Annotated in this window: 25 protein-coding genes; 11 read left to right on the forward strand and 14 right to left on the reverse strand. The window is 61.2% G+C overall.

Annotated elements, in window-relative coordinates; all coding sequences use genetic code 11:
- Positions 1-10: 10 nt before the first annotated feature.
- From QTL56_RS14065 to QTL56_RS14075, 3 genes are all read left to right on the forward strand, one after another.
- Positions 11-724, forward strand: a complete 714-nt coding sequence (locus QTL56_RS14065) for an ABC transporter ATP-binding protein (protein WP_245137362.1) — start codon at positions 11-13, stop codon at positions 722-724.
- Positions 721-3267, forward strand: a complete 2547-nt coding sequence (locus tag QTL56_RS14070; protein WP_245137361.1) for an ABC transporter permease — start codon at positions 721-723, stop codon at positions 3265-3267. Before QTL56_RS14065 ends, QTL56_RS14070 begins: the two co-directional genes overlap by 4 nt.
- Before the next feature lie 176 nt (positions 3268-3443).
- Entirely contained in the window at positions 3444-4181 is a 738-nt protein-coding gene (locus QTL56_RS14075; RefSeq protein WP_229575143.1) for a Bax inhibitor-1/YccA family protein, read from the forward strand.
- 138 nt (positions 4182-4319) lie between these two features.
- Here QTL56_RS14075 and QTL56_RS14080 read toward each other — a convergent pair whose 3' ends face one another.
- From QTL56_RS14080 to QTL56_RS14095, 4 genes are all read right to left on the reverse strand, one after another.
- On the reverse strand, positions 4320-4895 hold the full coding sequence (locus QTL56_RS14080; protein WP_229575144.1) for a CarD family transcriptional regulator: 576 nt from the start codon (positions 4893-4895) through the stop codon (positions 4320-4322).
- 384 nt (positions 4896-5279) lie between these two features.
- Positions 5280-5618: a ferredoxin FdxA gene (gene fdxA, locus QTL56_RS14085; protein WP_102021031.1), complete on the reverse strand. Its 339-nt coding sequence runs from the start codon at positions 5616-5618 to the stop codon at positions 5280-5282.
- A 193-nt stretch (positions 5619-5811) separates the two neighbouring features.
- Positions 5812-6219 carry an RNA-binding S4 domain-containing protein gene (locus tag QTL56_RS14090; RefSeq protein ID WP_229575145.1) on the reverse strand — a complete coding sequence of 136 codons (408 nt, stop codon included), beginning with the start codon at positions 6217-6219 and terminating at the stop codon, positions 5812-5814.
- Positions 6219-9245 carry a helicase-related protein gene (locus tag QTL56_RS14095; protein ID WP_245137489.1) on the reverse strand — a complete coding sequence of 1009 codons (3027 nt, stop codon included), beginning with the start codon at positions 9243-9245 and terminating at the stop codon, positions 6219-6221. Before QTL56_RS14095 ends, QTL56_RS14090 begins: the two co-directional genes overlap by 1 nt.
- 458 nt (positions 9246-9703) lie before the next feature.
- Here QTL56_RS14095 and QTL56_RS14100 point away from each other — a divergent pair, with 458 nt between their 5' ends.
- The 3 genes from QTL56_RS14100 to QTL56_RS14110 are packed head-to-tail and all read left to right on the forward strand — an operon-like array spanning position 9704 to position 11083.
- Positions 9704-10639, forward strand: a complete 936-nt coding sequence (locus tag QTL56_RS14100; protein WP_245137360.1) for an alpha/beta fold hydrolase — start codon at positions 9704-9706, stop codon at positions 10637-10639.
- Complete coding sequence (locus tag QTL56_RS14105; protein WP_229575147.1) at positions 10636-10788, forward strand: DUF3309 family protein; 153 nt, start codon at positions 10636-10638, stop codon at positions 10786-10788. Before QTL56_RS14100 ends, QTL56_RS14105 begins: the two co-directional genes overlap by 4 nt.
- 40 nt (positions 10789-10828) lie before the next feature.
- Positions 10829-11083, forward strand: a complete 255-nt coding sequence (locus tag QTL56_RS14110; protein ID WP_054150342.1) for a YMGG-like glycine zipper-containing protein — start codon at positions 10829-10831, stop codon at positions 11081-11083.
- A gap of 318 nt (positions 11084-11401) precedes the next feature.
- Here the strand turns inward: QTL56_RS14110 and QTL56_RS14115 are convergent, their stop codons facing one another.
- Positions 11402-12127: a beta-ketoacyl-ACP reductase gene (locus tag QTL56_RS14115; protein WP_229575149.1), complete on the reverse strand. Its 726-nt coding sequence runs from the start codon at positions 12125-12127 to the stop codon at positions 11402-11404.
- A 146-nt stretch (positions 12128-12273) separates the two neighbouring features.
- Positions 12274-13455, reverse strand: a complete 1182-nt coding sequence (locus tag QTL56_RS14120) for an acetyl-CoA C-acetyltransferase (protein ID WP_245137359.1) — start codon at positions 13453-13455, stop codon at positions 12274-12276.
- 224 nt (positions 13456-13679) lie between these two features.
- Here QTL56_RS14120 and phaR point away from each other — a divergent pair, with 224 nt between their 5' ends.
- A complete protein-coding gene (gene phaR / locus QTL56_RS14125) occupies positions 13680-14258 on the forward strand; it encodes a polyhydroxyalkanoate synthesis repressor PhaR (RefSeq protein ID WP_229575151.1) in 579 nt (192 codons plus the stop codon).
- A gap of 42 nt (positions 14259-14300) precedes the next feature.
- On the opposite strand, the gene QTL56_RS14130 is transcribed toward phaR, so the two are convergent.
- From QTL56_RS14130 to mtgA, 4 genes are all read right to left on the reverse strand, one after another.
- Positions 14301-14696: a hypothetical protein gene (locus tag QTL56_RS14130; protein WP_229575152.1), complete on the reverse strand. Its 396-nt coding sequence runs from the start codon at positions 14694-14696 to the stop codon at positions 14301-14303.
- 134 nt (positions 14697-14830) lie between these two features.
- On the reverse strand, positions 14831-15016 hold the full coding sequence (gene rpmF, locus QTL56_RS14135; protein WP_006724402.1) for a 50S ribosomal protein L32: 186 nt from the start codon (positions 15014-15016) through the stop codon (positions 14831-14833).
- 156 nt (positions 15017-15172) lie between these two features.
- Positions 15173-15820 carry a glutathione S-transferase family protein gene (locus QTL56_RS14140; protein WP_245137358.1) on the reverse strand — a complete coding sequence of 216 codons (648 nt, stop codon included), beginning with the start codon at positions 15818-15820 and terminating at the stop codon, positions 15173-15175.
- 71 nt (positions 15821-15891) lie between these two features.
- A complete protein-coding gene (mtgA, locus tag QTL56_RS14145; RefSeq protein WP_370660292.1) occupies positions 15892-16611 on the reverse strand; it encodes a monofunctional biosynthetic peptidoglycan transglycosylase in 720 nt (239 codons plus the stop codon).
- Between the two features lie 157 nt (positions 16612-16768).
- On the opposite strand from mtgA, the gene QTL56_RS14150 reads away from it, so the two are divergent.
- The 3 genes from QTL56_RS14150 (at position 16769) to QTL56_RS14160 (ending at position 19436) form a co-directional block, all read left to right on the forward strand.
- Positions 16769-17683: a polyprenyl synthetase family protein gene (locus QTL56_RS14150; RefSeq protein ID WP_245137357.1), complete on the forward strand. Its 915-nt coding sequence runs from the start codon at positions 16769-16771 to the stop codon at positions 17681-17683.
- Between the two features lies 1 nt (position 17684).
- Positions 17685-18740 carry a histidinol-phosphate transaminase gene (hisC, locus tag QTL56_RS14155; RefSeq protein WP_245137356.1) on the forward strand — a complete coding sequence of 352 codons (1056 nt, stop codon included), beginning with the start codon at positions 17685-17687 and terminating at the stop codon, positions 18738-18740.
- 63 nt (positions 18741-18803) lie between these two features.
- Positions 18804-19436, forward strand: coding sequence for a LysE family translocator (locus QTL56_RS14160; RefSeq protein ID WP_245137355.1), 633 nt, complete (start codon positions 18804-18806; stop codon positions 19434-19436).
- A 55-nt stretch (positions 19437-19491) separates the two neighbouring features.
- Here QTL56_RS14160 and QTL56_RS14165 read toward each other — a convergent pair whose 3' ends face one another.
- The 3 genes from QTL56_RS14165 to QTL56_RS14175 form a co-directional block, all read right to left on the reverse strand.
- Positions 19492-20157 (reverse strand): YiaD family glycine zipper/OmpA-like lipoprotein, encoded by a 666-nt coding sequence (locus tag QTL56_RS14165; RefSeq protein WP_229575157.1) that lies wholly within the window; start codon positions 20155-20157, stop codon positions 19492-19494.
- 75 nt (positions 20158-20232) lie between these two features.
- A complete protein-coding gene (gene ispG, locus QTL56_RS14170) occupies positions 20233-21498 on the reverse strand; it encodes a flavodoxin-dependent (E)-4-hydroxy-3-methylbut-2-enyl-diphosphate synthase (RefSeq protein WP_245137354.1) in 1266 nt (421 codons plus the stop codon).
- 123 nt (positions 21499-21621) lie between these two features.
- Positions 21622-22815 (reverse strand): MFS transporter, encoded by a 1194-nt coding sequence (locus QTL56_RS14175; protein ID WP_229575159.1) that lies wholly within the window; start codon positions 22813-22815, stop codon positions 21622-21624.
- A gap of 202 nt (positions 22816-23017) precedes the next feature.
- On the opposite strand from QTL56_RS14175, the gene QTL56_RS14180 reads away from it, so the two are divergent.
- On the forward strand, positions 23018-23896 hold the full coding sequence (locus tag QTL56_RS14180; protein ID WP_245137353.1) for a DMT family transporter: 879 nt from the start codon (positions 23018-23020) through the stop codon (positions 23894-23896).
- On the opposite strand, the gene QTL56_RS14185 is transcribed toward QTL56_RS14180, so the two are convergent.
- Positions 23878-25041 carry a M20 aminoacylase family protein gene (locus QTL56_RS14185; protein WP_245137352.1) on the reverse strand — a complete coding sequence of 388 codons (1164 nt, stop codon included), beginning with the start codon at positions 25039-25041 and terminating at the stop codon, positions 23878-23880. The genes QTL56_RS14180 and QTL56_RS14185 overlap by 19 nt on opposite strands.
- Positions 25042-25072: the final 31 nt, after the last annotated feature.

Genomic DNA, 25072 nt, shown 5'->3' on the forward strand with positions numbered 1-25072 from the left:
ATGGCCGAGTGTGAGAAACAGCATCATCGAACTGAAAAGCGCCGATCTCACCCTGGGCAATGCCGCAGCCTCCGTTCACGTTCTGAAGAGCATCGACCTTTCCATCGCAGAGGGCGAGGCGGTCGGGATCGTGGGGCCATCCGGCTCGGGAAAATCGACGCTTTTGATGGTGCTCGCCGGACTGGAACGCCTCGACAGCGGTGAGATCCATGTCCGTGACACACCGCTCCATACGCTGAGCGAGGATCGGCTTGCGGATTTCCGCGGCAAGAACATCGGTATCGTCTTCCAGTCCTTCCATCTGATCGCCAACATGACTGCGCTCGAAAACGTCGCCGTTCCGCTGGAGCTTGCGAACGTGAAAGGCGCCTTCGACATCGCGCGCAAGGAATTGGAGGCCGTCGGGCTTGGAGAGCGCCTCAGCCACTATCCCGGCCAGCTGTCCGGCGGTGAACAGCAGCGCGTCGCAATCGCCAGGGCGCTCGCACCCTCGCCCGCCGTTCTCATCGCCGACGAACCCACAGGCAACCTGGACACGGAAACCGGCCGGCAGATCGCCGATCTCCTCTTCACCAAGCAAAGCGAACGCGGGATGACACTGATCCTGGTGACCCACGACCCGTCACTCGCCGCCCGCTGCACACGCCAGATCCGTGTGGCCTCGGGCCAGATCGCGGGCGACAGCCGAAACGAGCAGGCCCGTCTCGCTTCGGTGCCCGCATGACATCGTTCGGCACGCGCTTCTCCGTCGCCTTCCGTATTGCGCTGCGCGAACTGCGCGGCGGACTGAAGGGCTTCTACATCTTCCTCGCCTGTATCGCGCTCGGCACCGGCGCCATTGCTGCGGTCAACTCCGTCTCGACGGCGATCACCGACGCCATCTCATCGGAAGGCCGCACGCTGTTGGCCGGGGATGTCCGCTTCGAACTCGACAACCGTGAGGCGACACCGGAGGAACTGGCCTTCCTGGAGCGTTTCGGTGCGGTCTCGGTAACGACCAATCTGCGCTCCATGGCCCGTCTCGCCGACGGCTCCGATCAGTCGCTGGTGGAAATAAAGGCAGTCGACGAGGCCTATCCTCTCTACGGTCGCCTCGTAGCCGAACCCGATCAGCCGCTGGCCGAACTTTTGGCCTCGACCGGTGGAGCCTATGGCGCAGTCGTCGCCCCGCTCCTTCTCGACCGCATGAACATCAAGGTCGGCGACGAATTGCTGGTCGGCAACGCCCGCTTCCGGATCAACGGCACAATTGTCACTGAACCCGACTCGATCTCGGACGGCTTCGGATTTGCACCGCGTTTCCTGACGAGCCGTGAAGGGCTGCTTTCAAGCGGCCTCGTGACGACCGGCAGCCTCATTGAACACGCTTACAAGATCCGCTACGCCGCGCCCGCGCCCACGGCCGAGGCAATCCGCGAACAGGCCCAGGCGGAGTTCCCGACGGCCGGCTGGTCCATTCGCGGCAGCGACCGTGCAGCCCCTGCCCTCACCGAGAATGTCGAGCGCTTCTCGCAATTCCTGACGCTCGTCGGGCTCACGGCGCTGGTGGTTGGCGGCGTCGGCGTCGCAAATGCGGTCCGCGCCTTCCTCGACTCCAAGCGGACGGTCATCGCCACGCTGAAATGTGTCGGCGCTCCGGCCTCCGTGGTGGTGATGGTCTACCTGATCCAGATCACACTCGTCGCATCGATCGGCATTCTGGCCGGCCTCGCGCTCGGTGTAATCGCACCACCGATCGTCGCGAGCTACCTCTCTGGAATCTTGCCCATTTCCGCCGAAGCGACCATCTATCCACGCGCCCTGCTTCTCGCGGCCGTGTTCGGCATGCTGGTTACTTTTGCCTTTGCGATCCTGCCGCTCGGACATGCGAGAAAAGTCCCGGCAACCGCGCTGTTCCGGGAACAGGGATTCGAGGCCGCCGGCCTGCCGTCCTGGCCCTATCTGCTCGCCATGGCACTGGCGCTCGGCGCACTTGCGGCTCTGGCCATCTTCACGTCCGAACAGCAACGGATCGCGACGATCTTCCTGGCGGCCATGGCGGCCGGCTTCGTGCTGCTTCGGGTGGTCGCCATGGGAATTGCCTGGGTCGCCAGGCGCAGCCCCCGGATTCACTCGGCCGCTCTGAGGATGGCGGTAGGCAATATTCATAGGCCCGGTGCGCTGACGCCCGCAGTGACACTGTCACTCGGCCTCGGCCTCAGCCTGCTCGTCGCACTGGCGCTGATCGACGGCAACCTTAGGCGTGAACTGACCGGAAACCTGCCGGAGCGGGCGCCGAACTTCTTCTTCGTCGACATCCAGAGCGGCGAAATCGAAGGCTTCAGCACGTTGGTGGAAAGCATGGCGCCACAGGGCAAGCTGATCGAGGTGCCGATGCTGCGCGGCCGCATTGTCGAACTCAACGGTGTCGATGTGGCCAAGGTCGAGGTACCACCGGAAGGACGCTGGGTTCTACGCGGTGACCGAGGGCTTACCTATGCGCGCAACATTCCCGAGAACAGCACCGTCACCGAAGGCGAGTGGTGGACGGATGACTATACCGGCGAGCCGCTGGTTTCCTTTGCGGAGGAAGAAGGCCGTGAACTGGGCCTGCAGATCGGCGACACGATCACGATCAATGTGCTCGGCCGCAACATCACGGCAAAGATCGCCAACTTCCGCTCGGTCGAGTGGGAGAGCCTGTCGATGAACTTCGTCATGGTCTTCTCGCCCAACACATTTGCCGGAGCGCCCCATGCCTGGCTCGCAACCCTGATCGATCAGGATGCAACGGCGGCTCAGGAGGCATCGATCCTGCGCTCTGTCACCCAGCAGTTTCCGACGATCACCACCGTCCGCGTCAAGGATGCGCTCGACATCGTGGATCGTCTCGTCGGGCAGCTGGCGACCGCAATCCGCGCCGCAGCCGCCATTGCCCTGATCGCCTCGGTCCTCGTTCTGTCGGGCGCGCTTGCCGCGGGCAACCGGGCACGCACACATGATGCCGTCATCCTCAAGACGCTGGGGGCGACGCGTGCCATGCTGATCCGTGCCTTCACCTATGAATATATGCTGCTCGGGGCAGCGACGGCAGTCTTCGCCCTGATCGCAGGCGGCGGGATCGCATGGTTCGTCTTGACCCAGATCATGAACCTGCCGTCGAGCTTCCTGCCCGACGTCGCGCTGATGACGCTCGTGATCGCGCTCGTCGTCACGATCGGCATCGGCCTCGCCGGAACGTGGCGCATTTTGGGTCAGAAGGCCGCACCTGTCCTGCGGGAGCTGTAGAGGACCAGGGCGGACACCGGCACAGTCCGCCCAGGATTACCGCGATTTAAGCTTGCGGCCCTTGTCGATGACACGGGAACCCCTCATATTAAGGCCACGCATGCTGGGCTTCGCAGCGGTGCGGGGGTCATTACATGGCTCTACCGTCCAACATCGAAGCTTTGAGAGAGGAAAACATGTCCGAACTTCGCAACTATCAGAGCCGCACGGGTCAGACCCAGTCGGCCACGATGATCGACGAAGGTCTGCGCGCCTATATGCTGAAGGTCTACAACCTGATGGCACTGGGCCTCGCCATCACTGGTATCGCAGCCTTCGCCACCTTTCAGATGGCCGTTTCCAACGGCGAATTGACCGCGTTCGGCCAGGCCATCTTCCTGAGCCCGTTGAAGTGGGTGGTCATCCTGGCGCCGGTCGCCATGGTGTTCTTCCTGAGCTTCCGCATTCACAAGATGAGTGTCGCAGCCGCGCAGACAACCTTCTGGGTCTACGCCGCTATGATGGGTCTGTCCCTGTCGTCGATCTTCCTGATCTACACGGGTGCCAGCATCGTCCAGACCTTCTTCGTCACGGCAGCTTCGTTCGGCGCCCTGTCGCTCTATGGCTACACGACCAAGCGTAATCTGTCGGCCATGGGCTCATTCCTGATGATGGGTCTCTTCGGTCTGATCATCGCTTCGCTGGTCAATCTGTTCATGGCTTCCTCGGCCCTGGACTTCGCGATCTCCGTGATTGGCGTGCTGATCTTCGCCGGTCTGACGGCTTACGACACCCAGGCGATCAAGGAGTCCTACCACGAGAGCCACTCAAGCGAGATGGCAGGCCGCAACGCCATCATGGGTGCGCTGCGTCTCTATCTCGACTTCATCAACCTCTTCCTGTTCATGCTGCGCTTCCTCGGAAACCGCGAGTAGTCGATAGGGTCGACCCTCTGGAAAACCCCGCTTCGGCGGGGTTTTTCTTTGCCCGCACCACGGTCCATGCCTGCTGCAGACATAAAAAAACCTCCGGCTCTCGCCGGAGGTTTTTCCATGACCATGCACTGAAGCAGCTTACGCGGCTTCTTCTTCCTGGGTATCGTCTTCCTCGACCGTCTTGCCACGCTTGGGGCCCTTGGCGAGGTTGACCTCGACAAGGCGAACGGCTTCCGTCTCGGACATCTTGTTCACGGCGGCGATTTCACGAGCCATACGATCAAGCGCGGCTTCGTAAAGCTGACGCTCGGAGTAAGACTGCTCGGGCTGGTTTTCGGCGCGGAACAGGTCACGAACAACTTCAGCGATCGAGATCAGGTCACCGGAATTGATTTTGGCATCATATTCCTGCGCACGACGCGACCACATTGTGCGCTTCACACGGGCCTTGCCCTGCACAACCTTCAACGCACGATCGACGAAATCAGTCTCGGACAGCTTGCGCATCCCGATGCTCACGGCCTTGGCGACCGGAACCTTCAGGCGCATCTTGTCCTTCTCGAAATCGATCACGAAAAGCTCAAGCTTCATGCCGGCGACTTCTTGCTCATCGATGGCGGTGATGGTACCCACGCCATGGGCGGGGTATACGATCGACTCGCCGGTCTTGAAACCGTGGCGCGCCGAGGAACTCTTTTTCTGCTGGGTCGTCATTCTATTCAAATACTCCCTGTTTTGCTCCCGGCGAGATGCCGGCGCCGGGTCGGTCAGGCCCGGATGAGACGACAAGACTGCGAAACTTGTCATCCTGATCCAGTCCGTCACGCAGTTGAACATCACCTAGTCGCGACAGAGACACGACACGAGCAGTGTCGCCGACGTCACAGAAATCGCGCTTTGGTGAAGTTGCTTTCGTGGTGGTTCAGGGCATAGCTATGCCGCAAAGTGGAACAGTTCCAAGAGGCTATCACAAAAAGACGAGGAAATCAATATTTTAGTGCAGTGCGCCACAATCGTGACGCACCGGACAACGAATCCGACTTTAAGTGATGGAATCGCACGCAGGATCTGCGCCAGCCATCGACAGGAGGTGGCCTGTCAGTCTCCGGAGCCCGGATTTTCCGAGAAGAACTGCTCGAATTTGCCGTCGACGCCGTCCATTTCCTTGGCTTCCGGCATCGGCTCCTTCTTCACCGTGATGTTCGGCCAGATCTTTGCGTAATCAGCATTGATTTTCAGCCACTTGTCGAGACCCGGCTCGGTATCGGGCTTGATCGCTTCAGCAGGACATTCCGGCTCGCACACGCCGCAGTCGATGCATTCATCCGGATGGATGACGAGAAAGTTCTCGCCCTCGTAGAAGCAATCGACGGGGCAGACCTCGACACAATCGGTATATTTGCAGCGAATGCAGTTGTCGGTGACGATATAGGTCATGCGGCACTCCAGGATGACGTTCTCGAACGGCAGGCGAGGGGCGAATATTGGGTCATTCCGTCAGGGCTGACACCCCGCTCGGAAGGCTCGCGCCCCGCCGGAAAAATTCTGTCGGACGGCATGTGAGCTAAAGCGGAATCCCGGCCAAGGCAAGGATAAACACCCTCAATTCTGGCGGCTTTGTAGAAATTTTCTAATCCGCAGACCAATCCGGCTCGCCGCGTAGATCATCAAGTGCGCGGCGCTCCTTTTTGGTCGGCCTCCCGGCTCCTGGAGCCCGAACACCCGGCTCAGAAGGTGTGAAGGGCTTCTTTTCAGGTGGAGGCGAGAAGTCCTCGTACAGGAGTTTGGCTTCCTCATAGGGCCCGCGCCTGTCGCCAGGCAGCTTCACGACAAGAACGAGTTTGCGTTCAGAAATGGCAATCTCCAGCCTGTCACCGGGCTTGACCTGATAACTGACCTGGCGGACTTTCTGCCCATTGATACTGACGTGGCCAGCAGTCACGCACTCCTGCGCGAGACTGCGTGATTTTGTCACACGGGCAAAGAAGAGCCACTTGTCGATGCGCTGACGCGAACCGCTCTGTGGCTTCTCCTTCATTACTTCTTCAGCTGCTCCTTGAGAGCGGCAAGCTTGGCAAAGGGCGAATCCGGATCGAGCGGCTTTTCCTTGCGCGGCGGCTTTGCTTCGAAGCGGGCCGGCTGCGACTTGTTGTTGTCACGCTCGGGACGCGGTCCGCGGTCCTTGCGATCGCCCCGATCCTGACGATCACCCTTGCCGGCGAACTTGCCGCGATTGTCGGAACGGCGATCGTCGCGACGGCCTTCGCCACGTTTCTCGCCAGCAGCCTCGGCACCTTCACGCGGCGCCGGATTGCGCTGGCCCTGCGGGCGACGATCACCACCGGGACGGCCGGCGCCACGCTGGTTGTCACTACGGCCACCCGGACGCCAGAGAAGAACGGGCTTCGGCTCAGTCGGCTCGGCCGGCTGCTCTTCGGCAGCGGCAGGCTCGGCCACTTCAGCGGCAACCGCTGCAGCAGGCTCTTCGGTCACCGCAGCCGGTGCCTCGCCTTCGGCAGATGCCTCGGCGGATTGATCGGCATCATCGACGGCAACGTCGCTCTTTTCGGCAACCGCCGGAGCCTCAGCCGCCACAGAGCCGGTCTGTGCAGCAAGGAAGGCAGCAGCCTCTTCCGCCGAAACGCTGTCGGCACGATAGCCGAGACCCTTCAGGATCTCTTCCATGTCGTCAGGCGTCGCACCCAGAATGGAAAGCATGGCCGTCGTCGTCGTGAAGCGGCGGCCGTCATAGGCACCATCAGGACGCGCCGGCGAACCCGGTTTCCACTGCAGCAGCGGGCGGATCAGGTCGGCGAGACGCTCGAGGATATCGATGCGAACAGCACGCTTGCCGAGGAAGCGGAAGCCTGCGAGCTTGTAGAACATGCGCTCGAAGCTCGGATCGGTGACCACCGAGGTGCGGCCAGCGGCGAGCACGGGGATCAGATCGCCGTAACCCGGCTTGTCGAGCCCGTCGTTCTTGAGCGCCCAGAGCAGTGTGATGAGCTCGGCCGGAGCCGGCTTGAGCAGTGCCGGCATGAAGATGTGGTAGGCGCCGAAGCGCACGCCATAGCGACGCATGGAGGCGCGACCATCCTGGTCGAGCGTCTTGACATCGTCTGCCACGTCACGCCGGAAGAGCACGCCGAGATTTTCAACGAGCTGGAAGGCGAGGCCCTTGGCCAGACCCTGCAGATCTTCTGCGCGCGACAGGTCGTCGAGCGGCTTCAGCACAGTCGAGATATGGTGATTAACAAAGCGCTCGACACGCGCCGCGACATGGTCGCGCGCAATGCCGGTCAGCTGTTCATCGGCAAGCAGGATCACGCGCGGATGAAGAATATGGTCGGTACCGATGAGACGCGCCACCGGATCGCCCAGCCAACGCACAAGGCCATCGGATCCGATGACGAGGTCATTGTTGCCGGAAGCATGAAGGCGCGCAGCGCGCGCTTCGAACTCGAGCGCCAACGCCTTGTAGGCGGCCGCCTGGACAGCCTTCGCGTCCGGCCCCTCCATGCCGGAGATCGGCGTGAACCGGAAACCGGCGAGTTGTCCCATGGCATGGCCTTCCACGAAGACATCACCGTTCACACTGATTTCAGCTTCCAACATCGCATTCTCTCTCAAGCGCTTCATGAGCACAGATGTCCTGCGATCAACAAAGCGTTTCGTCAACCGTTCATGTAACGCATCGGACAATCGGTCTTCGATTTCCCGCGTCTTTTCTTGCCAGTGTGTCGGATCGGCAAGCCAACCGGGTCGGTTCGACACATAGGTCCAAGTTCTAATCTGCGCAATCCGCGCCGACAGCGTATCGATCTCGCCATCAGTCCGATCTGCCCGCCGTACCTGTTCGCCGAGGAAATCCTCGTTGACGGTACCGCGCCTGACCAGATCGAAGTAGAGGCTCTGAATCAGATCTGCATGCTGTGCAGGTGTAATACGCCGATAGTCGGGCAGCGCACAGGCCTCCCAGAGCTTTTCGACGCGATCGGGTCGGTCGGTGATGTCGGATATCTCGGGATAGCGCGACAGATACTCCAGTGCCTGCTGGTCCGTCGCCGGCAGAGCGCGGGTCAATCCTTCGATGCGAGGCACCGCATCGAGACTTCGCTGCAGTCCCGCAATCGACGAAAAATCGAATCTTTCCGTCCGCCATTGCAGAACCTTGACCTGATCGAACTGATGCGTTTCCAGACGCTCCACCAACTCGTCGTCGAACGGATCGACACGCCCCGTCACGCCGAACGTGCCATCCTTGATGTGGCGGCCGGCTCGCCCGGCGATCTGTCCGAGCTCGCCCGGATTGAGATTGCGGAACTGGTAGCCGTCGAACTTGCGGTCCTGGGCGAAGGCGACATGATCGACATCGAGGTTCAGGCCCATGCCGATGGCATCGGTCGCAACGAGGTATTCGACATCGCCTTCCTGATAGAGGCCAACCTGGGCATTGCGGGTCCGCGGGCTGAGCGCGCCGAGAACGACGGCTGCACCGCCACGCTGGCGGCGGATCAGCTCGGCGATCGCATAGACTTCGTCGGCGGAGAAGGCGACAATCGCTGTGCGCTGCGGCAGGCGGGTGATTTTTTTCTGGCCGGCATAAAACAGCTGGGAGAGCCGTGGCCGCTCGACGATGGTAATCCCTGGCAGAAGCTGGATCAGGATCGACTTCATCGTTGCCGACCCAAGCAACAGCGTCTCCTCCCGTCCTCTCAGGTGAAGCAGGCGGTCGGTGAAGATGTGGCCACGCTCGAGGTCTCCAGCCAACTGGATTTCGTCAATCGCGACGAAGGCCGCTTTGGTCTCGCGCGGCATCGCCTCGACCGTGCAGACGGAAAACCGGGCATTCGGGGGGCTGATCTTCTCTTCGCCGGTGACCAGCGCGACATTCTGCGCACCGACCCGTTCGACGACACGCGTATAGACTTCGCGGGCAAGCAATCTCAGCGGCAATCCAATGATGCCGGACCCGTGCGCGACCATGCGTTCGATCGCAAAGTGGGTCTTGCCGGTATTGGTTGGCCCCAGCACAGCACTCACGCCGCGGCCACTCAGGATCATGGGTTGGGTATTCAAAGACCGCTCCGCTTGTCGGGACCGCGCGTCGTCCGCTATCCGGCGCCCTTGGCCAACAAATGGAGGCTGACAGGGGCAAAGGCAAGGCGCTTGCGGCGATCACCCCAGAATTCCGTCCAAACCCTTGATCAGAATCAGTTTTTGGTTGCGGGAACACTCTGGGAACGAATCAGCGACGAATCATCGACTCGCCCGGATTCAGGCTTTGTTCACGGCTAGATGTCGATGCCCTGCCCCATGATCCCTACCATATCCTGAATCGAGAAATCCACTTCGCTGTCCCTCCACCGAGCAGAATGGCAGGTGGAACCTATGGAACATTCGCACCGCGGCGCACGTTGCTTTGGCCGAGGTACACTGCGATGACACTTCAACCACCACCTCCGGATTGGATCGGAAAAACTGACGCAGGACAGGAGTTTGTCCTGATTCATGGCATGGTCATGGCACCATCCTTCTGGCGGACCTATGCCCCGCAGCTCGCCCGGCACGGGCGAACGGCAGCCTACCCGCTTCCGGGGCACTATCCGTGGATTCTGGACGAGCCTGGCCAGGTGATCGGGCCCCATGACGTGGTCGAAGCCTATGCGACGGCAATCCGTCGCGATTTCGGCGGTCGCCCCGTCAACCTCATCGGTCACTCCACCGGCGGCTTCGTCTCGCTGCTCTTTGCGCTTCATCATCCCGAATTGGTCAAGTCGATCACGCTGATCGGCGCCTTCGCCTGCGGACGTTTCGAGGGACAGGAGCGGCTGCCCGCGCGGCTGCTCCGGGTTCCGCGTGTCGGCGCCTTCCTGTTCGGTCAGTTCTTCCGTCGATGGATAGCCACCCAGGAACAGTTTCGCTGGGGGTCGATTGAATGTGTGTATGACAAGGGATGTCCCTGGCAGGACAATCGCGCGGTCGAGGCGATGGAAGATGTGCGTCTCGAGCTCAAGAGGGCGCGCCCGGAAGACATTGCAGCCTGTATCCGCTTCATGTCTGCGACCACGCTCGTCAAAGACCTGCCCCGCATCAGCGTCCCGGTACTGAACCTCGTCGGCGCCAATGATGCAATCGTTCCGCCGGCACACCAGCTACGGGTTTCGAAACTTCTGCCTCAGGCACAAACCGTAATCCTGCGCGATTGCGGCCACCTTCCCATGGTCGAACATCAGGCCCGAACAGACCAAGCGATCTCGGCTTTCCTTTACGGTCTCTCGACGATGCCGGCCGCCTCGGCCCCATTGGCGCCTGCCTCGCGGCGCGCCTCGACAATCGCCGGACTGCACCGGCTTCTTGGCAGCCTGGCAGGACCGATGGAACAATCCGCAAGCCGTGGCGTTCTTTCGGCACAAGACTGGAATATCCACCACGGCTTAGGAGAGGGCCCCCAATGAGTACCATTCTCATCGTCATACTAATTCTGCTGCTGATCGGCGTATTGCCGACCTGGGGGCATAGCCGCAGCTGGGGCTACGGCCCGTCCGGCGGCCTGGGCCTCGTACTTCTCATCCTCATCATCCTGATGTTGATGGGTCGAATTTGACCTGAAGCAACACCAACTCGACGTGAAAAGGTTTAAGACGATGAAAAAGACCCTTTTGGCACTCGCATTGATCGCCCCACTCGCCGGCTGCACGGCGACCGAACGTGGTGCCGGCATCGGCGCTGCTTCCGGCGCCGTCATCGGCGGCGTGGCAACCGGTAATGTCCGCGGCGCAGCCATTGGTGCTGGCGTCGGTGGCGTTGCTGGCGCCCTTATCGGCAATTCGCAGGAACGCCGCGGCTACTGCGTCTACCGCAACCGCTATGGCGAGACCTACGAAGCGCGCTGCCGCTAAGAAGCATAACGAGAGAAAAGCCGCCGATCCCCAGGGCTCGGCGGCTTTTTCGTACCCCGCGTTAACCTGTCGATCAAAGCCGGAACGAATCGACGACGAATCGCGGACTCCGTGGTCTTCCCGGTTTGTTCACCGCTATATATTGTTGAATAACAATCGGTTAACCATAGAGAGCGGTGGATATTAGGAATTCCGCGCACGGTTTGAGGGTTCAATCGTGAACAGGAAGCCCGAGCCCTCCGCGTACGGCGCGATACCGTTTCGGATCGATGTAAGGCCGGCGAAAGGCCGGCCTCGAAGTCACACCCTCTCCGTCGCTTACACGAAGAACTGGCCGCCATTGGCCGAAATCGTCGATCCGGTGATGAAGCCGGCATCATCGGAAGCGAGGAAGACGACGCAACGCGCGATCTCCTCCGGTTCACCGAGCCGACCGACGGGGATCTGTGGAATGATCCGCTCGTTCAGCACCTTTTCCGGAATGGCGCGCACCATTTCTGTCCCGATATATCCCGGGCAGATGGCGTTGACGGTAATCCCCTTTGCCGCCCCTTCCTGGGCCAGCGCCTTGGTGAAGCCGAGATCGCCGGCCTTGGCGGCAGAATAGTTGGCCTGCCCCATCTGCCCCTTCTGGCCGTTGATCGAGGAGATGTTGATGACACGCCCGAAGCTGCGATCGCGCATCCCGGTCCAGACCGGATGCGTCATGTTGAACAGACCGGTCAGGTTGGTGTTGATCACTTCGCCCCACTGGTCCGGCGTCATCTTGTGGAACATGGCGTCCCGCGTGATGCCCGCATTGTTGACCAGCACCTCGACCGGGCCGAGAGCCGCCTCGACCGCAGTGATCCCGTCGACGCAGGCCTGATAGTTCGAGACGTCCCACTTGAAGACAGGAATGCCGGTTTCCGCCTCGAAGGCCTTGGCCTTCTCCTCGTTGCCGGCGAAGTTTGCGGCCACCTTGTAGCCGGCATTCTTCAAGGCGGTCGAGATAGCTGCACCTATTCCGCGCGTGCCGCCCGTCACCAAAGCCACTCTGCTCATGCTGTCCTCCCCGTTTTTTCTATATGGTTTTCGTCTGGATCAATCGCTGCGGTTCCCGTCGCAACGGCATGGTCTGACCATCCCGGCTACCAACCGGGACAGAGTTCGCTGTTCAGTGGTGAGCGGTGCCATTCTGGCTGCCCGGATCAGAAAGCCTCGAGGCACATGGCAACGCCCATGCCACCGCCGATGCAGAGCGTCGCGAGGCCCTTTTTGGCGCCACGGCGCTTCATCTCGAACAGAAGCGTGTTCAGAATACGCGCACCCGATGCGCCAACCGGGTGGCCGATCGCGATCGCACCTCCGTTGACGTTGACGATCGACGTATCCCAGCCGAGATCCTTGTTGACGGCGCAGGCCTGTGCCGCGAAGGCTTCGTTGGCCTCGACGAGGTCGAGATCGGAAATCTTCCAGCCGGCCTTTTCGAGCGCCTTGCGGGATGCGGGAATGGGGCCTGTGCCCATGATCTTCGGATCGACGCCGGCGGTGGCCCAGGAAACGATCCGGGCGAGAGGCGCAATACCACGACGCGATGCCTCGGCCTCGGTCATCAGCAGAGCGGCGGCGGCTCCGTCATTGAGGCCGGATGCGTTGCCGGCCGTGACCGAGCCTTCCTTGTCGAAGGCCGGCTTCAACTTCTGCATGCTTTCAAGCGTAGCACCGTGGCGGATGTATTCATCCTGGTCGACGGTGATGTCGCCCTTGCGGCTCGGCACGATAACCGAAACGATTTCATCCTTGAAACGGCCGGCGAGCTGCGCGGCTTCCGCCTTGTTCTGTGAGGCGACCGCGAATGCGTCCTGCTCCTCGCGGGTCAGCTGCCACTGGCGGGCGACGTTTTCTGCGGTCGTGCCCATGTGATAGCCGTAGAAAGCGTCCGTCAGGCCATCTTTGATCATGGTGTCGATCATCTTCATGTCGCCCATCTTCGTGCCGTTGCGCAGATGTGCGCAATGCGGCGCCATGGACATGGATTCCTGACCGCCTGCAATGATGATCCGGGCATCGCCAGCCGCAATCTGTTGCATGCCGATAGCAACGGCGCGCAGTCCCGAACCGCAAAGTTGGTTAAGCCCCCAGGCCGTGGCTTCCTGGGGTATGCCGGCTTTCATGGCGGCCTGCCGGGCCGGGTTCTGGCCCTGACCTGCAGTCAGGATCTGGCCGAGGATGACCTCATCGACTTCACCGGCCTCGACGCCCGCACGCTCCAGCACGGCCTTGATGGCAATGGCGCCGAGGTCATGCGCCGCGACGGAGGCCAATGCCCCGTTGAAAGATCCGACCGGAGTTCTGGCAGCGCTCGCGATGACGATGGACGGGGTGCTCATGGACGTCTCCTCGGGTTTTATGATTGAGAAGAAACTGACAAAGACTGTCGTCGGTGTCAAACAGGATAAACCCCGCGATCTCGTTCTTTGGTTGCGCTTGCCTGTCTTTCGTCAAATGCCGATCCTGCAACGCACAAAGAGATTGTCACCAGACTGAATTTGCGCTTACACTCCTCCCCGGGAAGAGCAAAAACAAACAGAAAACGACGGGTTAGGAGACCGAAATGGCAAAAGCCGATGGCGAAATCGTTATCAAGAAATACGCCAATCGACGCCTCTACAACACCGGGACAAGCACCTATGTCACCCTCGAGGATCTGGCCAAGATGGTCAAGAAGGGGGAGGACTTCCTGGTGCAGGACGCCAAGTCCGGTGATGACATTACACATTCCGTTCTGACCCAGATCATTTTCGAGCAGGAATCGAAGACCGGCAACACGCTGCTGCCAATCTCGTTCCTGCGCCAGCTCATCAGCTATTATGGCGATCAGATGCAGATGGTCGTGCCGAGCTTTCTCGAGCATTCGATGAAGGCTTTCACCGAGCAGCAGACCCAGATGCGCGAGCAGATGACCAACGCCTTCGGCGACCATCCACTGTCCAAGAACATGCAAATGCCTATCCAGCTGTTGGAAGAGCAGGTGAAACGCAACACCGACATGTTCCAGCAGGCCATGCAGATGTTCTCGCCCTTCCTCGGCGGCCAGCAGCCTGCCAAGGAGACAAAGAAGGCGGAAGCCAAGGACATCGATGAACTCAAGGAGCAGTTGCGCTCCCTGCAGAACAAGCTCGACAATCTTTGAAGAAACTAAAGGCCCCGCGAGGGGCCTTTTTTGATGGCGGGCTCAGAGCCCGATCGATACATCCCGGCCAGCTGCCCGGTTGGAGATCGTAAAGCCTGCGACGACATCGATGAAAGCGATGACCATCAGGCTGAAGAAGAGCTGTGTGGCTGCATCGCGCACGAGCAGGAATTCCACCAGGAACCCGACAAAGACCAGCATCGACAGCATGTGGTTCATCAGTGAACCGCGACTACTCAGCGTAGACTTGAGCATCTCGAAAAACAGGCACACGAGGGCGGAGAGGATCACGAGATCACCCAGCGTCATCGTCCACACCGCCCCAGACAGCATCGGAACGGTCATGATCACGCCGGAAAAGGCGGTGACGCCGCTGCCGAGCATGACGGCATTGTAGAAGATGAAGGGGACGATCATCAGCGGCACGGCAATCAGCATGCGGGATCCTTCCTGGAAATACGATCCCGCCCGGTTGAGCGGCAATCGTCCCCGCGATTTAACTATGCCTAATCTGAAATGAAAAGGCCGGCGCAAGCGCCGGCCCTTCGAAACAGTCTATCAAAGCGCAGAAATTATGCGCTTTCCTTCGGCGTCAGAACCTGACGACCGCGATACATACCGGTCTTCAGATCGATATGGTGCGGGCGGCGCAGTTCGCCGGAGTTCTTGTCTTCGACATAGGTCGATGCCTTCAGCGCGTCAGCAGAGCGGCGCATACCGCGCTTGGACGGGCTTGTTTTTCTTTTTGGTACAGCCATTTTCGTTACTCCACGTGACGGGCAAAACGGGTTTATTCGGCCTCGATGAGGCCGGGAAAAACCCGTCTCGAACTCGGAATTTGGCGGGCTTATACATGGCCGAAGTGGGTTTGACCAGTCCCCAGGTCACTTTTTTCGTATCTGGGACAGGCCCGATCAGGCCTCATCCTCGGGTACGATCCAGGGCTCGGCGAGCGCCGCCTCTTCCCAGGCCCGCCAGGCCGGATGCGTACGCATCGCATCCATATAGGCTATCGTCTCGGCATCGCAAACCAGATCATAGGCGCTGAAGCGATTGACCACAGGCGCAAACATGGCGTCTGCGGCAGAGAATGCACCAAACAGGAAGGGGCCGCCGGAGCGATGAAGCATGTCGCGCCAGATCGTTTCGATCCGGGCAACATCGGCCGTGACACCGCCGGGCAATTCGATCGCCTTGATGGGGCGGCGCAGGTTCATCGGACAGGCACCGCGCAGAGCCCGAAAGCCGGACAGCATTTCCATGGAGATGGAGCGGGCCAGCGAGCGGCTCTCACGATCTGCAGGCCAAAGCCCGGCATCGGGGTAAACCTCGGCAACATATTCGATGATGGCAAGCGATTCCCAGACACGAACCGTACCATGGTGCAACACCGGCACCCGCCCAGTCGGCGACAATTCCAAAAAACGCGGATGGGTAGCACCTGGCCCGAACGGGATCAGTTCCTCGCGAAACGGAACTCCAGCTGCAGTCATTGCGATCCACGGCCGGAACGACCAGGAGGAATAGTTCTTGTTGGCGATGTAAAGAGTCAGTTCGTCCATGACGCTCTCCGAACAGTTGAGCGCCAACCTAGACCCAAAGTCGGGTTGCGGACCAACGAAAGCTTCTGATCTCAATCATAAAGGCAGGTGATGTAATCACCCGAAGCGCGGGCCCGACGGTCCACGACGTTTGCCAGACGCTTGAGACCAGGTCCCGGCTTGCTCGCCACGCGGTCGATCGGATTGGGCAGGGAGACGGCAAGCAGTGCCGCCTGCTGACGGCTGAGCTTTGCGGCAGAAGTTTTGAAATGGTATCGCGCGGCAGCCTCGATCCCGTAGATACCAGGGCCCCACTCCGCGACATTGAGATAGATCTCCATCATGCGCTGCTTGGGCCAGACCGTATCAGCGGCCATGGCAAGTGGCAGCTCCAGGCCCTTGCGGACAAAGGATCGCCCGTTCCAGAGGAAAAGGTTCTTCGCCGTCTGCATCGGGATGGTGCTCGCACCCCGCGTCGCCTCTCCCGCCATCGCGTCGTCGATGACGGACTGGAGCTGGTTCCAGTCGACCCCGCCGTGATTGCAGAACTGACCGTCCTCCGACATCATGACGGCGCGCACGAGATTGGGCGATATGTCCTCGAAATCGACCCATCGGCGGTCATACCCCTGCAGTGTCGCAAGATCCGCCAGCATCAAGGTGGACACCGGACGGACAAACTCCGCACGGTACAGCAGGATCAGCACATAGGGCCCAAGGAGCAAAAGAAGAAATGCGATGACTACGGCCCGGATGATCCGGGGCCGCCGCCTCCGCTCTGCCGCCGGCGCAACCTGCTCGTCTTGCTTCAATGCCTCGACTTCCAGTATCAATGAGGTGGGGCCGTGATCGATGATGATCCCTCTTAACGGCCCCGCGACGAAATGACCAGACGGGCCGCCGCCGGAAGCCCTTGTCCACTGTCAATTTCCCGTTGCCAGTCAGGGGGCAGCGTGCCAAATAGCCGGCATGATCAAGAGCGCCGAGACCTTCGAACAGAGCTTGTCCGCCTATGCCGAGATCGTCGCGGCGAGGCTTGCCACGCTGTTGGACGGAAGTCCACGTCCGGCGGAGATCGCGCGTCCCGGCCGGTTGATCCAAGCCATGCATTATGGCGCCCTCAATGGCGGGAAGCGGCTGCGCCCCTATCTCGTGATGCAGGCGACGCGCCTTTTCGGCGGAAACGACGATGCCGCCTTGCAGGTCGGTTGCGCACTCGAATGTCTGCACAGCTATTCCTTGGTCCATGACGACCTGCCGGCCATGGACGACGACGACCTGCGCCGCGGAAAGCCGACGGTGCACAAGCAGTACGACGAGGCGACCGCAATCCTCGCGGGCGATGGCCTGCTCACCTATGCCTTCGACATCATCGCGTCGCCGGAAACTCCCCTTCCCGACGCTGCCAAGGTGATGCTCGTGCTCGAGCTCTCGCGCGCAGCCGGAATTGGGGGAATGGCCGGTGGCCAGATGCTCGACCTTGCCGCCGACGAGGAACAGCCGGACGAGGAGGGCATCGTCAGACTTCAGGCCATGAAGACGGGTGCGCTGCTGCGTTTTGCCTGCGAGGCGGGCGCCATCATCGCCAGTCGGCCTGCAGAAGATCGCGATCGCTTGCGCAGGTTCGGCGAGATCGTCGGCCGGGCCTTCCAGGTCGCTGACGATCTTCTCGATGTGACCTCGGATGCCGCGACCCTCGGCAAGGCAACCGGCAAGGACGCGGCTCGGGGAAAGGCAACTCTCGTCGGCCTCAGGGGCACGGACTGGGCGCGTGCGGAGCTGGACCGTCTTGTCGCCGAGGCCAATGCGCTGCTCGATCCCTACGGATCCGAAGCTGAGCCACTAAAGGAAGCCGCCCATTTCATCGCCTACAGGAAGAAGTAAGATGAGCCGTTTCTGGTCGTCCGCCGTCCACGCGCTGGAGCCCTATGTCGCCGGCGAACAGCCGAAGATCCCAGGCCTCGTGAAGCTCAACACGAACGAGAGCCCCTACGGACCGTCGCAACAGGTGCTGGACGCGATCGCAGCGACATCGGGCGACCGTCTGCGCCTCTATCCCGATCCGGCCTCCACGGGCCTGCGTGAGGCAATCGCCAAGCGCTACGGCCTGACGATGGACGAGGTTTTTGTCGGCAATGGCTCGGACGAAGTCCTGGCCTTTACCTTCGCCGCCCTGCTCAAGCACGACGCACCCCTGCTCTACCCTGATATCACCTACAGCTTCTACAAGACCTATGCCCGGCTGTTCGAGGTGAAGGTCGAGGAGATCGCGCTGGATGACGGCCTGCAGGTCCGCATCGGCGATTTCGATCGCCCCTGCGGCGCCATCATCCTTGCCAATCCCAATGCACCGACCGGTATCGCACTGCCTCTCTCGGACATCGAGAGGCTTGTCGCCGCCCACCCGGATCAGGTCGTCGTCATCGATGAAGCCTATGTCGACTTCGGCGCCGAGACCGCAGCATCGCTGATCCCGCGCCATGAGAATCTGCTCGTCGTCCAGACCTTCTCCAAGTCCCGCTCGCTCGCAGGCCTCCGCGTCGGTTTCGCACTTGGCCAACGACCGTTGATCGAGGCGCTGGAGCGAATGAAGGACAGCTTCAACTCCTATCCGGTCGACATGATCGCCCAGGCGGCTGCGACAGCCTCGATCGAGGATGAGACCTGGTTCGAAGAAGCCCGTGGCAAGATCATCGCCAATCGCGAGATGGTGACCGAGGCGCTCCGATCGCGCGGCTTCGAGGTCCTCCCGTCCAAAACCAACTTCGTCTTTGCCCGCCACCCGGCGCACGAGGGGGCCGATCTTCAGAAGGGTCTCCGCGAGCGCGCTGTTCTGGTCCGGCACTTCAACAAGCCGCGCATTTCCGATTTTCTCCGCGTGACCATCGGCACGACAGAGGAATGCCATCAGTTTCTGAAGGCAATCGATCAAATCATCTGACGTGTGCCGATTGCCGCAAGCGTCTAATCTCCGGCTTATCGCAGCGTAAACCGGAGCCCTGCCGTGACCGTCATTCTTGAACACTGGCCGCAGGTCGTGGCCGCCTATCTCGTTTATCTTGTCGCGGTCCTGAGCCCCGGACCGGCGACCATGGCGATCGCGTCTGCTTCACTCGGCCAGGGACGTCGGCACGGACTGACGATCGCAGCCGGCATCTTCTGTGGCTCCATGACCTGGGCGATCGCCGCCGCTCTCGGCCTTGCCGCCATACTCTCGCAATATGCGCAGGCCCTGATCCTGATGCGGATCCTCGGCGGTCTCTATCTGCTCTATCTCGCCTGGCGCGCGTTCCGCTCCGCTGCAAGCCGGATCGACCCGCTTCGCATCAGCAAGGCAGCAGCGAGCCTCAAGCGCACCTTTCTCATGGGCTATGCGATCCACCTGACGAACCCCAAGGCGATCTTCGCCTGGTTGGCCATCATTTCGCTCGGCCTGCCGGCCGGCGCGACGCCGCTCGCGGTCGCCATCATCGTCTGCGGCTGCCTCGCGACCGGCTTCACCATCTTCATGGGCTATGCGCTGCTGTTCTCGACCTCCGGCGCACTCCGCATCTACCGCGCAGCGCGTCGCTATATCGACGGGACGCTTGCCGTCCTCTTCACCTTGGCCGGCGTCAAGCTGCTCACCTTCCGCTGAAACGAAAAAGGCGCCGCACGGATGCAGCGCCTCTGTTCCAGCACGGGTGTAGATCTCAGCCCTGGGTGAGCGGAGAGATCTGGATTTCCACGCGACGGTTCTGTGCGCGGCCATCCGGTGTGGCGTTCGAAGCGACCGGCTGGTTCGGGCCGAAGCCGACAGCCGAAACGCGCCGGGGATCGACGCCCTGGCTGTTGAGATACCCGGCAACCGACATGGCACGGCGTTCGGACAGACCCTGGTTATAGGCCTGACTGCCGGTCGAATCGGTATGGCCGTTGATGTCGACCAGCGTGCGGTCGAACTTGCGCAGCACGATCGCAACCGAATTCAAGGTCGGGTAGAACTGCGGAAGCACCGCATCCTGATCCGTGTTGAAGGTGATATTCGACGGCATGTTGAGGATGATGCGGTCGCCGACGCGGGTGACCGAAATGCCGGTGCCCTGCAACTGGGCGCGCAGTTCCGACTCCTGCTGGTCCATATAGTTGCCGATCGCGCCACCTGCGAGCGCACCGACGCCAGCACCGATCAGTGCCGCATTACGACGGCCAACGGGCGAACCGCCGACGGCCAGACCACCGAGCGCGCCAACCGCCGCACCGATGGCAGCGCCACCAGCGGTGTTGGACACCTTTTGCTGGCCGGTATAGGGGTCGGTCGTCGTGCAGGCGCTGAGATAGGTCGCGCACAGCGCGAGGATAGCGAACTTCTTGATCATGCTCGGTGTCCCTCCAGGATTCGGCTGATCATCCGTCAACCGTGAAATTGCGGCAATAAAAAGTTGCCGCCAAGCTCACTCCGCCGCGGACTTTTGTCCATAGCGTTTCTCGATATAGTCCGCGACCAGCGTTTCGAAATCCGCAGCGATGTCTGGACCGCGCAGCGTCATCGCCTTTTCGCCGTCGATGAAAACAGGTGCCGCAGGGTTTTCGCCGGTCCCCGGAAGCGAGATGCCGATATCGGCATGTTTGCTCTCGCCGGGGCCGTTGACGATGCAGCCCATGACCGCGACGTTGAGCCCCTCGACACCGGGATACTTGTCGCGCCAGACCGGCATGTTCTTGCGCAAGTCGCCCTGGATTTTCTGGGCGAGTTCCTGGAAGACGGTCGAGGTTGTGCGGCCACAACCGGGACATGCGGCAACCACCGGCACGAACTGGCGGAAGCCCATGACCTGCAGCAGCTCTTGCGCCACCTGGACCTCCCGTGTGCGGTCCCCGTTCGGTTCGGGGGTCAGGGAAACGCGAATGGTGTCGCCGACGCCATGCTGCAGCACGTATCCCATGGCAGCCGAGGAAGCGACAATGCCCTTCGAGCCCATGCCGGCCTCGGTCAGGCCGAGGTGCAGCGCATGGTTCGAGCGCTCCGCCAGCATCGAATAGACGGCGATCAGGTCCTGCACCTGGCTGACCTTGGCGGACAGGATGATGCGGTTGCGCGGCAAGCCGATCTCTTCGGCCAGTTCGGCCGACAGCAGCGCCGATTGCACGATCGCTTCGCGGGTCACCTGACGGGCCGACAACGGCGAACCCTGGCCTGCGTTTTCATCCATTAGCCGGGTGAGCAGCTCCTGGTCGAGCGAACCCCAGTTCACCCCGATGCGGACGGGCTTGTCGTAGCGGATCGCCATCTCGACGATCTCCGCAAACTGCTTGTCCTTCTTGTCCTTGAAGCCGACATTGCCCGGATTGATCCGATATTTCGCCAGCGCCTCAGCACAGGCCGGGTGATCGGCGAGCAGCTTGTGGCCGATATAGTGAAAGTCGCCAATCAGCGGCACATCCAAGCCGAGGCGCAACAGGCGCTCACGGATCTTCGGCACGGCAGCAGCACTCTCGTCACGGTCGACGGTGATGCGCACGACTTCGGAGCCCGCCTTGTAGAGCGCGGCAACCTGGGCGACCGTCGCATCGACATCGGCCGTGTCGGTATTGGTCATCGACTGGACGACGACCGGGGCGCCTCCGCCGATAATGACCCCACCAACGTCAACTGCGACCGAGGAACGGCGCGGCTTCGGATCATAGATGTCAGCGGGCTGGATGATGGGTGCGGTCATGGCTGTTTCTCTGCAAGCCTCAATCGCCATGGAGGTGGATCAAAGCCGTTCGCTTGTCAACCGCCAGCCTCCCGAGCTGCAGTCACATCCGCATGTCAGGCCTGAAGCCCGTCGGGCCACATCTCAGTGGCCCGTCGCCCTGTCAGCATGGCGGGCAAGCCTGGAAAGAGCCAGAACGACGATCAGCAACGAGGGGATCGCCGTGTAGACCGTCGACAGCGAGGTGTATTCGGCAATGAAGCCGATCAACGAGGGCGCGAAGAGGATGCCCGAATAGCCCATGGTGGTGACAACGGCGAGCCCGACACCCGGCGCAAGCCCGGGAATATTGCCGCCGGCGGAAAAGGCGATTGGCACCATGTTCGAGATCCCGATGCCGGTGATGGCAAAACCGATCAGCGCCAGCGTCACATCGCCGGACTGACCCGCGATGACAAGGCCGATGATCGCCGCAACACCGCAGAAGCGCAGGGTGTTGACCGCACCGAACCGGTCTCGAACGAAATCGCCTGCAAATCGGCAGACGGCCATGGTGAAGGAGAAAGCGGCAAAGGCAAAGCCGGACATTTCGGTCGAGGCATTCAGCTCGTTGCGCAGATAGAGGGCGCTCCAGTCGAGCACGGTCCCTTCGGGGATCATGCAGAAGAGGGCGATCGTCCCGATTAGCCAGGGCAGTGGCGTCATCGGCAGCTTGGCCTTGGCCGGCTCATCGGTGGCATGCGGCGCATCAGCCAGGATCATCGGGCGTGCCACAAGAAACAGGACGAGGCAGACAGCCGCAAGCAACAGCACATGGCCGAAGGCGCCGAGCGTGGCAATCAGGAAACCGCCCGTCGCGGCACCGCAAAGCCCACCCAGGCTCCAGAAAGCGTGGCAGGAAGACATGATCGAACGGCGCATGTTACGCTCGACCTCGACGGCATTCGCATTCATCGCCACATCCATCGCCCCGGTCAGGCCGCCAAACAGGAAGATGGCAACGGCGCCCGTCCAGATATTGTCTACCAACGTCACGAGCACGATGGTCGGGATGAACAGCAGCGTGGCGATCTCGACCACGCGACGCGACCCGTAGCGGGCGATCTGCATGCCCGCGATCGGCATCATCACCAGCGAGCCGATGCCGAACACGAAGATCATCACACCGAGCAACAGCTCTGTAAGGCCGAGCGCCTGAGAGAAGAACGGGATCTTCGGCGCCCAGGCACCGATGACGAGGCCGTTCAGGAAAAACAGCAGCGCGACCGCAACCCTCTCCCGGGTGACGATGGGCGCCGGTAACGCCGAAGTTTGGATAGTCTGTGAAATGTCGTTCATGGCCTGCTCCCAGAGTCGGGCGCACTGTAATTAAATCGATTTAGACGGCAATCTCGGAGCGCAAACCGAATTGTAAATTTTTGTTTCGATCGACAACAATTGGAAGGCCGCCAGACGGGATTGACAGACGGATGGAGAGCTCCGACACATGGTGTCCGATGCAATGATCGCTCGGCACCGCCCCACCTGAAAGATACCCCTTGTGAAAACCGCAGTTGGCGCTGGAATCCTGCTCTCCAGTTTCGCTTACCTCTGCTTCGCCACGCACGACGCAATGATCAAGCTGCTCGTGGAGTCCACGACGGTCTGGCAGATCCTGTTTTCTCGGAGCATCGTGATCCTGCTGGGATGCTTCATCCTGGGCGGCCGGTCACTGGCGCGCGAGACGGTGACCTCCCCCGCACTGCGTCCGATGATGTTGCGAAGCCTCTTCCTGCTCGCCGCCTGGCTCTGCTACTTCAACGCGGCCAAGCATCTGCCGCTTGCAGACCTGACGACGCTTTATTTTGCGGCCCCGATCGCCGCGATCCTGCTGGCGATCCCGATCCTTGGCGAAAGAGCGCCGCCCAGCAGCTGGATCGCCGTCCTGACCGGCTTCGTCGGCGTTGTCGTCGCGAGCAACCCGACGGGGCTGACCATTGGCTGGCCTGTTTATCTCGCGCTGGTGGCCGCCGTCTGCTGGGCAATCGCGACGACCCTCCTCCGCACCACCAGCCAGAGCGCCAGCAGCATGGTCCAGATGACCATGACCAATGTCTTCTTCCTGTTACTGACCACACCCATGGCTTTGATGTCATGGACCATGCCGAGCGGAGGCGCACAAATCCTGTTGCTCGCGGTCGGCTTCATCGGGGGGCTCGGCCAGATCAGTTTCTTCGAGGCGCTGCGCCGCGCGCCGATCTCGGTGATTGCGCCGCTCGAATACACTGCGCTGATCTGGGCCTTCATCCTCGGTTACGCAATCTGGCGTGACGTACCCGGTCCGAATGTCTGGGCAGGCGCCGTGCTCATTGCCAGCGCCGGCCTGATCATTCTCTTTGCCGCCCGTCGACGCATGCCCTCTCAGGATCTCGACAGATAACGCTCCGCAAGCTCCACCCAGAAGGTGGTGCCGACAGGCAGGATGTCATCGTTGAAGTCGTAACGCGGATGGTGCAGCGGCGGATCATCAGGCGTGCGCTGGGTGCCCAGGAAAAAATAGGTGCCCGGCCGCTCTGCCAGCATATAGCCGAAGTCTTCACTGCCCATCATTGGCCGTGGCAGATCGTAGACTTTGTCCTGTCCGGCAAAGCTCACGGCAAGATTGCGGACGAAGTCCGTTTCCGCCTTGTGGTTGACGGTCGGGTCATAACCGCGCTGGTAGTCGATCGTGACGCCCATACCATAGCTTGCCGCCTGACCTTCCGCCACCGCACGGATCCGCTGCTCCAGCTGATCGCGAACCTTGGGATCGAAGGAGCGGATCGAAAGCACCATCTCTGCCCTTTCCGGAATGACGTTGCTCGCGGCACCGGCATGGAAGCCACCGACGGTAATCACGGTCGGGTCAAGCGGATGGATGTTGCGCGAGACGATCGTCTGCAGAGCCATGACGATCGATGCGCCACAAACGATGGGATCGGCAGTTGATTGTGGCTCCGCACCGTGACCACCACGGCCGTTCACGGTGATCTTGCACTCGTCGACGGCCGCCATGATCGGGCCTTCCCGCAGAGCGAAATGGCCAAACGCAATGTCCGGATCATTATGGAGCGCAAACACCGCGTCACAGGGAAAGCGATCGAAAAGCCCATCCTCGATCATGATGCGCGCACCACCGAAGTTTTCCTCGGCAGGCTGGAAGATCAGGTGGATCACCCCGTCGAAGTTGCGTCGCTCGGCAAGGATCTTGGCTGCGCCGAGCAGCATTGCGGTGTGGCCGTCGTGACCGCAGGCATGCATGACACCCGGTATCTCGCTGGCATAGGGCAACCCGGTCTCTTCGAGGATGGGCAGCGCGTCGAAATCGGCCCTGATGCCGATACTCCGGTTATTCAACCCGTTCCGCAGCGTCGCCACCACGCCGGTGGTCGCAAGCCCGCGCGTCACCTCGTAGCCGAGGGCGACCAGCTGTTCTGCCACATAGTCCGACGTGTTGAATTCCGACAGGCCGATCTCTGGGAACCGATGCAGATGGTGGCGCGTCGCAAGCACTTCGGCCATCACATTGGGAGCCTGGATCGTCATGGGCAATACCTTTCGGTCGTCTGCAGGGATG

The organism is Peteryoungia algae, assembly GCF_030369675.1.
GTDB classification, from domain to species: Bacteria; Pseudomonadota; Alphaproteobacteria; order Rhizobiales; family Rhizobiaceae; genus Allorhizobium; species Allorhizobium algae.

Bases quoted from the DNA above. Each gene is read 5' to 3' on its own strand.
- QTL56_RS14070 (WP_245137361.1), top strand. From the start codon at position 721: ATGACATCGTTCGGCACGCGCTTCTCCGTCGCCTTCCGTATTGCGCTG.
- QTL56_RS14075 (WP_229575143.1), top strand. From the start codon at position 3,444: ATGTCCGAACTTCGCAACTATCAGAGCCGCACGGGTCAGACCCAGTCG.
- QTL56_RS14080 (WP_229575144.1), bottom strand. From the start codon at position 4,895: ATGACGACCCAGCAGAAAAAGAGTTCCTCGGCGCGCCACGGTTTCAAG.
- fdxA (WP_102021031.1), bottom strand. From the start codon at position 5,618: ATGACCTATATCGTCACCGACAACTGCATTCGCTGCAAATATACCGAT.
- QTL56_RS14090 (WP_229575145.1), bottom strand. From the start codon at position 6,219: ATGAAGGAGAAGCCACAGAGCGGTTCGCGTCAGCGCATCGACAAGTGG.
- QTL56_RS14095 (WP_245137489.1), bottom strand. From the start codon at position 9,245: ATGATCCTGAGTGGCCGCGGCGTGAGTGCTGTGCTGGGGCCAACCAAT.
- QTL56_RS14100 (WP_245137360.1), top strand. From the start codon at position 9,704: ATGGCACCATCCTTCTGGCGGACCTATGCCCCGCAGCTCGCCCGGCAC.
- QTL56_RS14105 (WP_229575147.1), top strand. From the start codon at position 10,636: ATGAGTACCATTCTCATCGTCATACTAATTCTGCTGCTGATCGGCGTA.
- QTL56_RS14110 (WP_054150342.1), top strand. From the start codon at position 10,829: ATGAAAAAGACCCTTTTGGCACTCGCATTGATCGCCCCACTCGCCGGC.
- QTL56_RS14115 (WP_229575149.1), bottom strand. From the start codon at position 12,127: ATGAGCAGAGTGGCTTTGGTGACGGGCGGCACGCGCGGAATAGGTGCA.
- QTL56_RS14120 (WP_245137359.1), bottom strand. From the start codon at position 13,455: ATGAGCACCCCGTCCATCGTCATCGCGAGCGCTGCCAGAACTCCGGTC.
- phaR (WP_229575151.1), top strand. From the start codon at position 13,680: ATGGCAAAAGCCGATGGCGAAATCGTTATCAAGAAATACGCCAATCGA.
- QTL56_RS14130 (WP_229575152.1), bottom strand. From the start codon at position 14,696: ATGCTGATTGCCGTGCCGCTGATGATCGTCCCCTTCATCTTCTACAAT.
- rpmF (WP_006724402.1), bottom strand. From the start codon at position 15,016: ATGGCTGTACCAAAAAGAAAAACAAGCCCGTCCAAGCGCGGTATGCGC.
- QTL56_RS14140 (WP_245137358.1), bottom strand. From the start codon at position 15,820: ATGGACGAACTGACTCTTTACATCGCCAACAAGAACTATTCCTCCTGG.
- QTL56_RS14150 (WP_245137357.1), top strand. From the start codon at position 16,769: ATGATCAAGAGCGCCGAGACCTTCGAACAGAGCTTGTCCGCCTATGCC.
- hisC (WP_245137356.1), top strand. From the start codon at position 17,685: ATGAGCCGTTTCTGGTCGTCCGCCGTCCACGCGCTGGAGCCCTATGTC.
- QTL56_RS14165 (WP_229575157.1), bottom strand. From the start codon at position 20,157: ATGATCAAGAAGTTCGCTATCCTCGCGCTGTGCGCGACCTATCTCAGC.
- ispG (WP_245137354.1), bottom strand. From the start codon at position 21,498: ATGACCGCACCCATCATCCAGCCCGCTGACATCTATGATCCGAAGCCG.
- QTL56_RS14175 (WP_229575159.1), bottom strand. From the start codon at position 22,815: ATGAACGACATTTCACAGACTATCCAAACTTCGGCGTTACCGGCGCCC.
- QTL56_RS14185 (WP_245137352.1), bottom strand. From the start codon at position 25,041: ATGACGATCCAGGCTCCCAATGTGATGGCCGAAGTGCTTGCGACGCGC.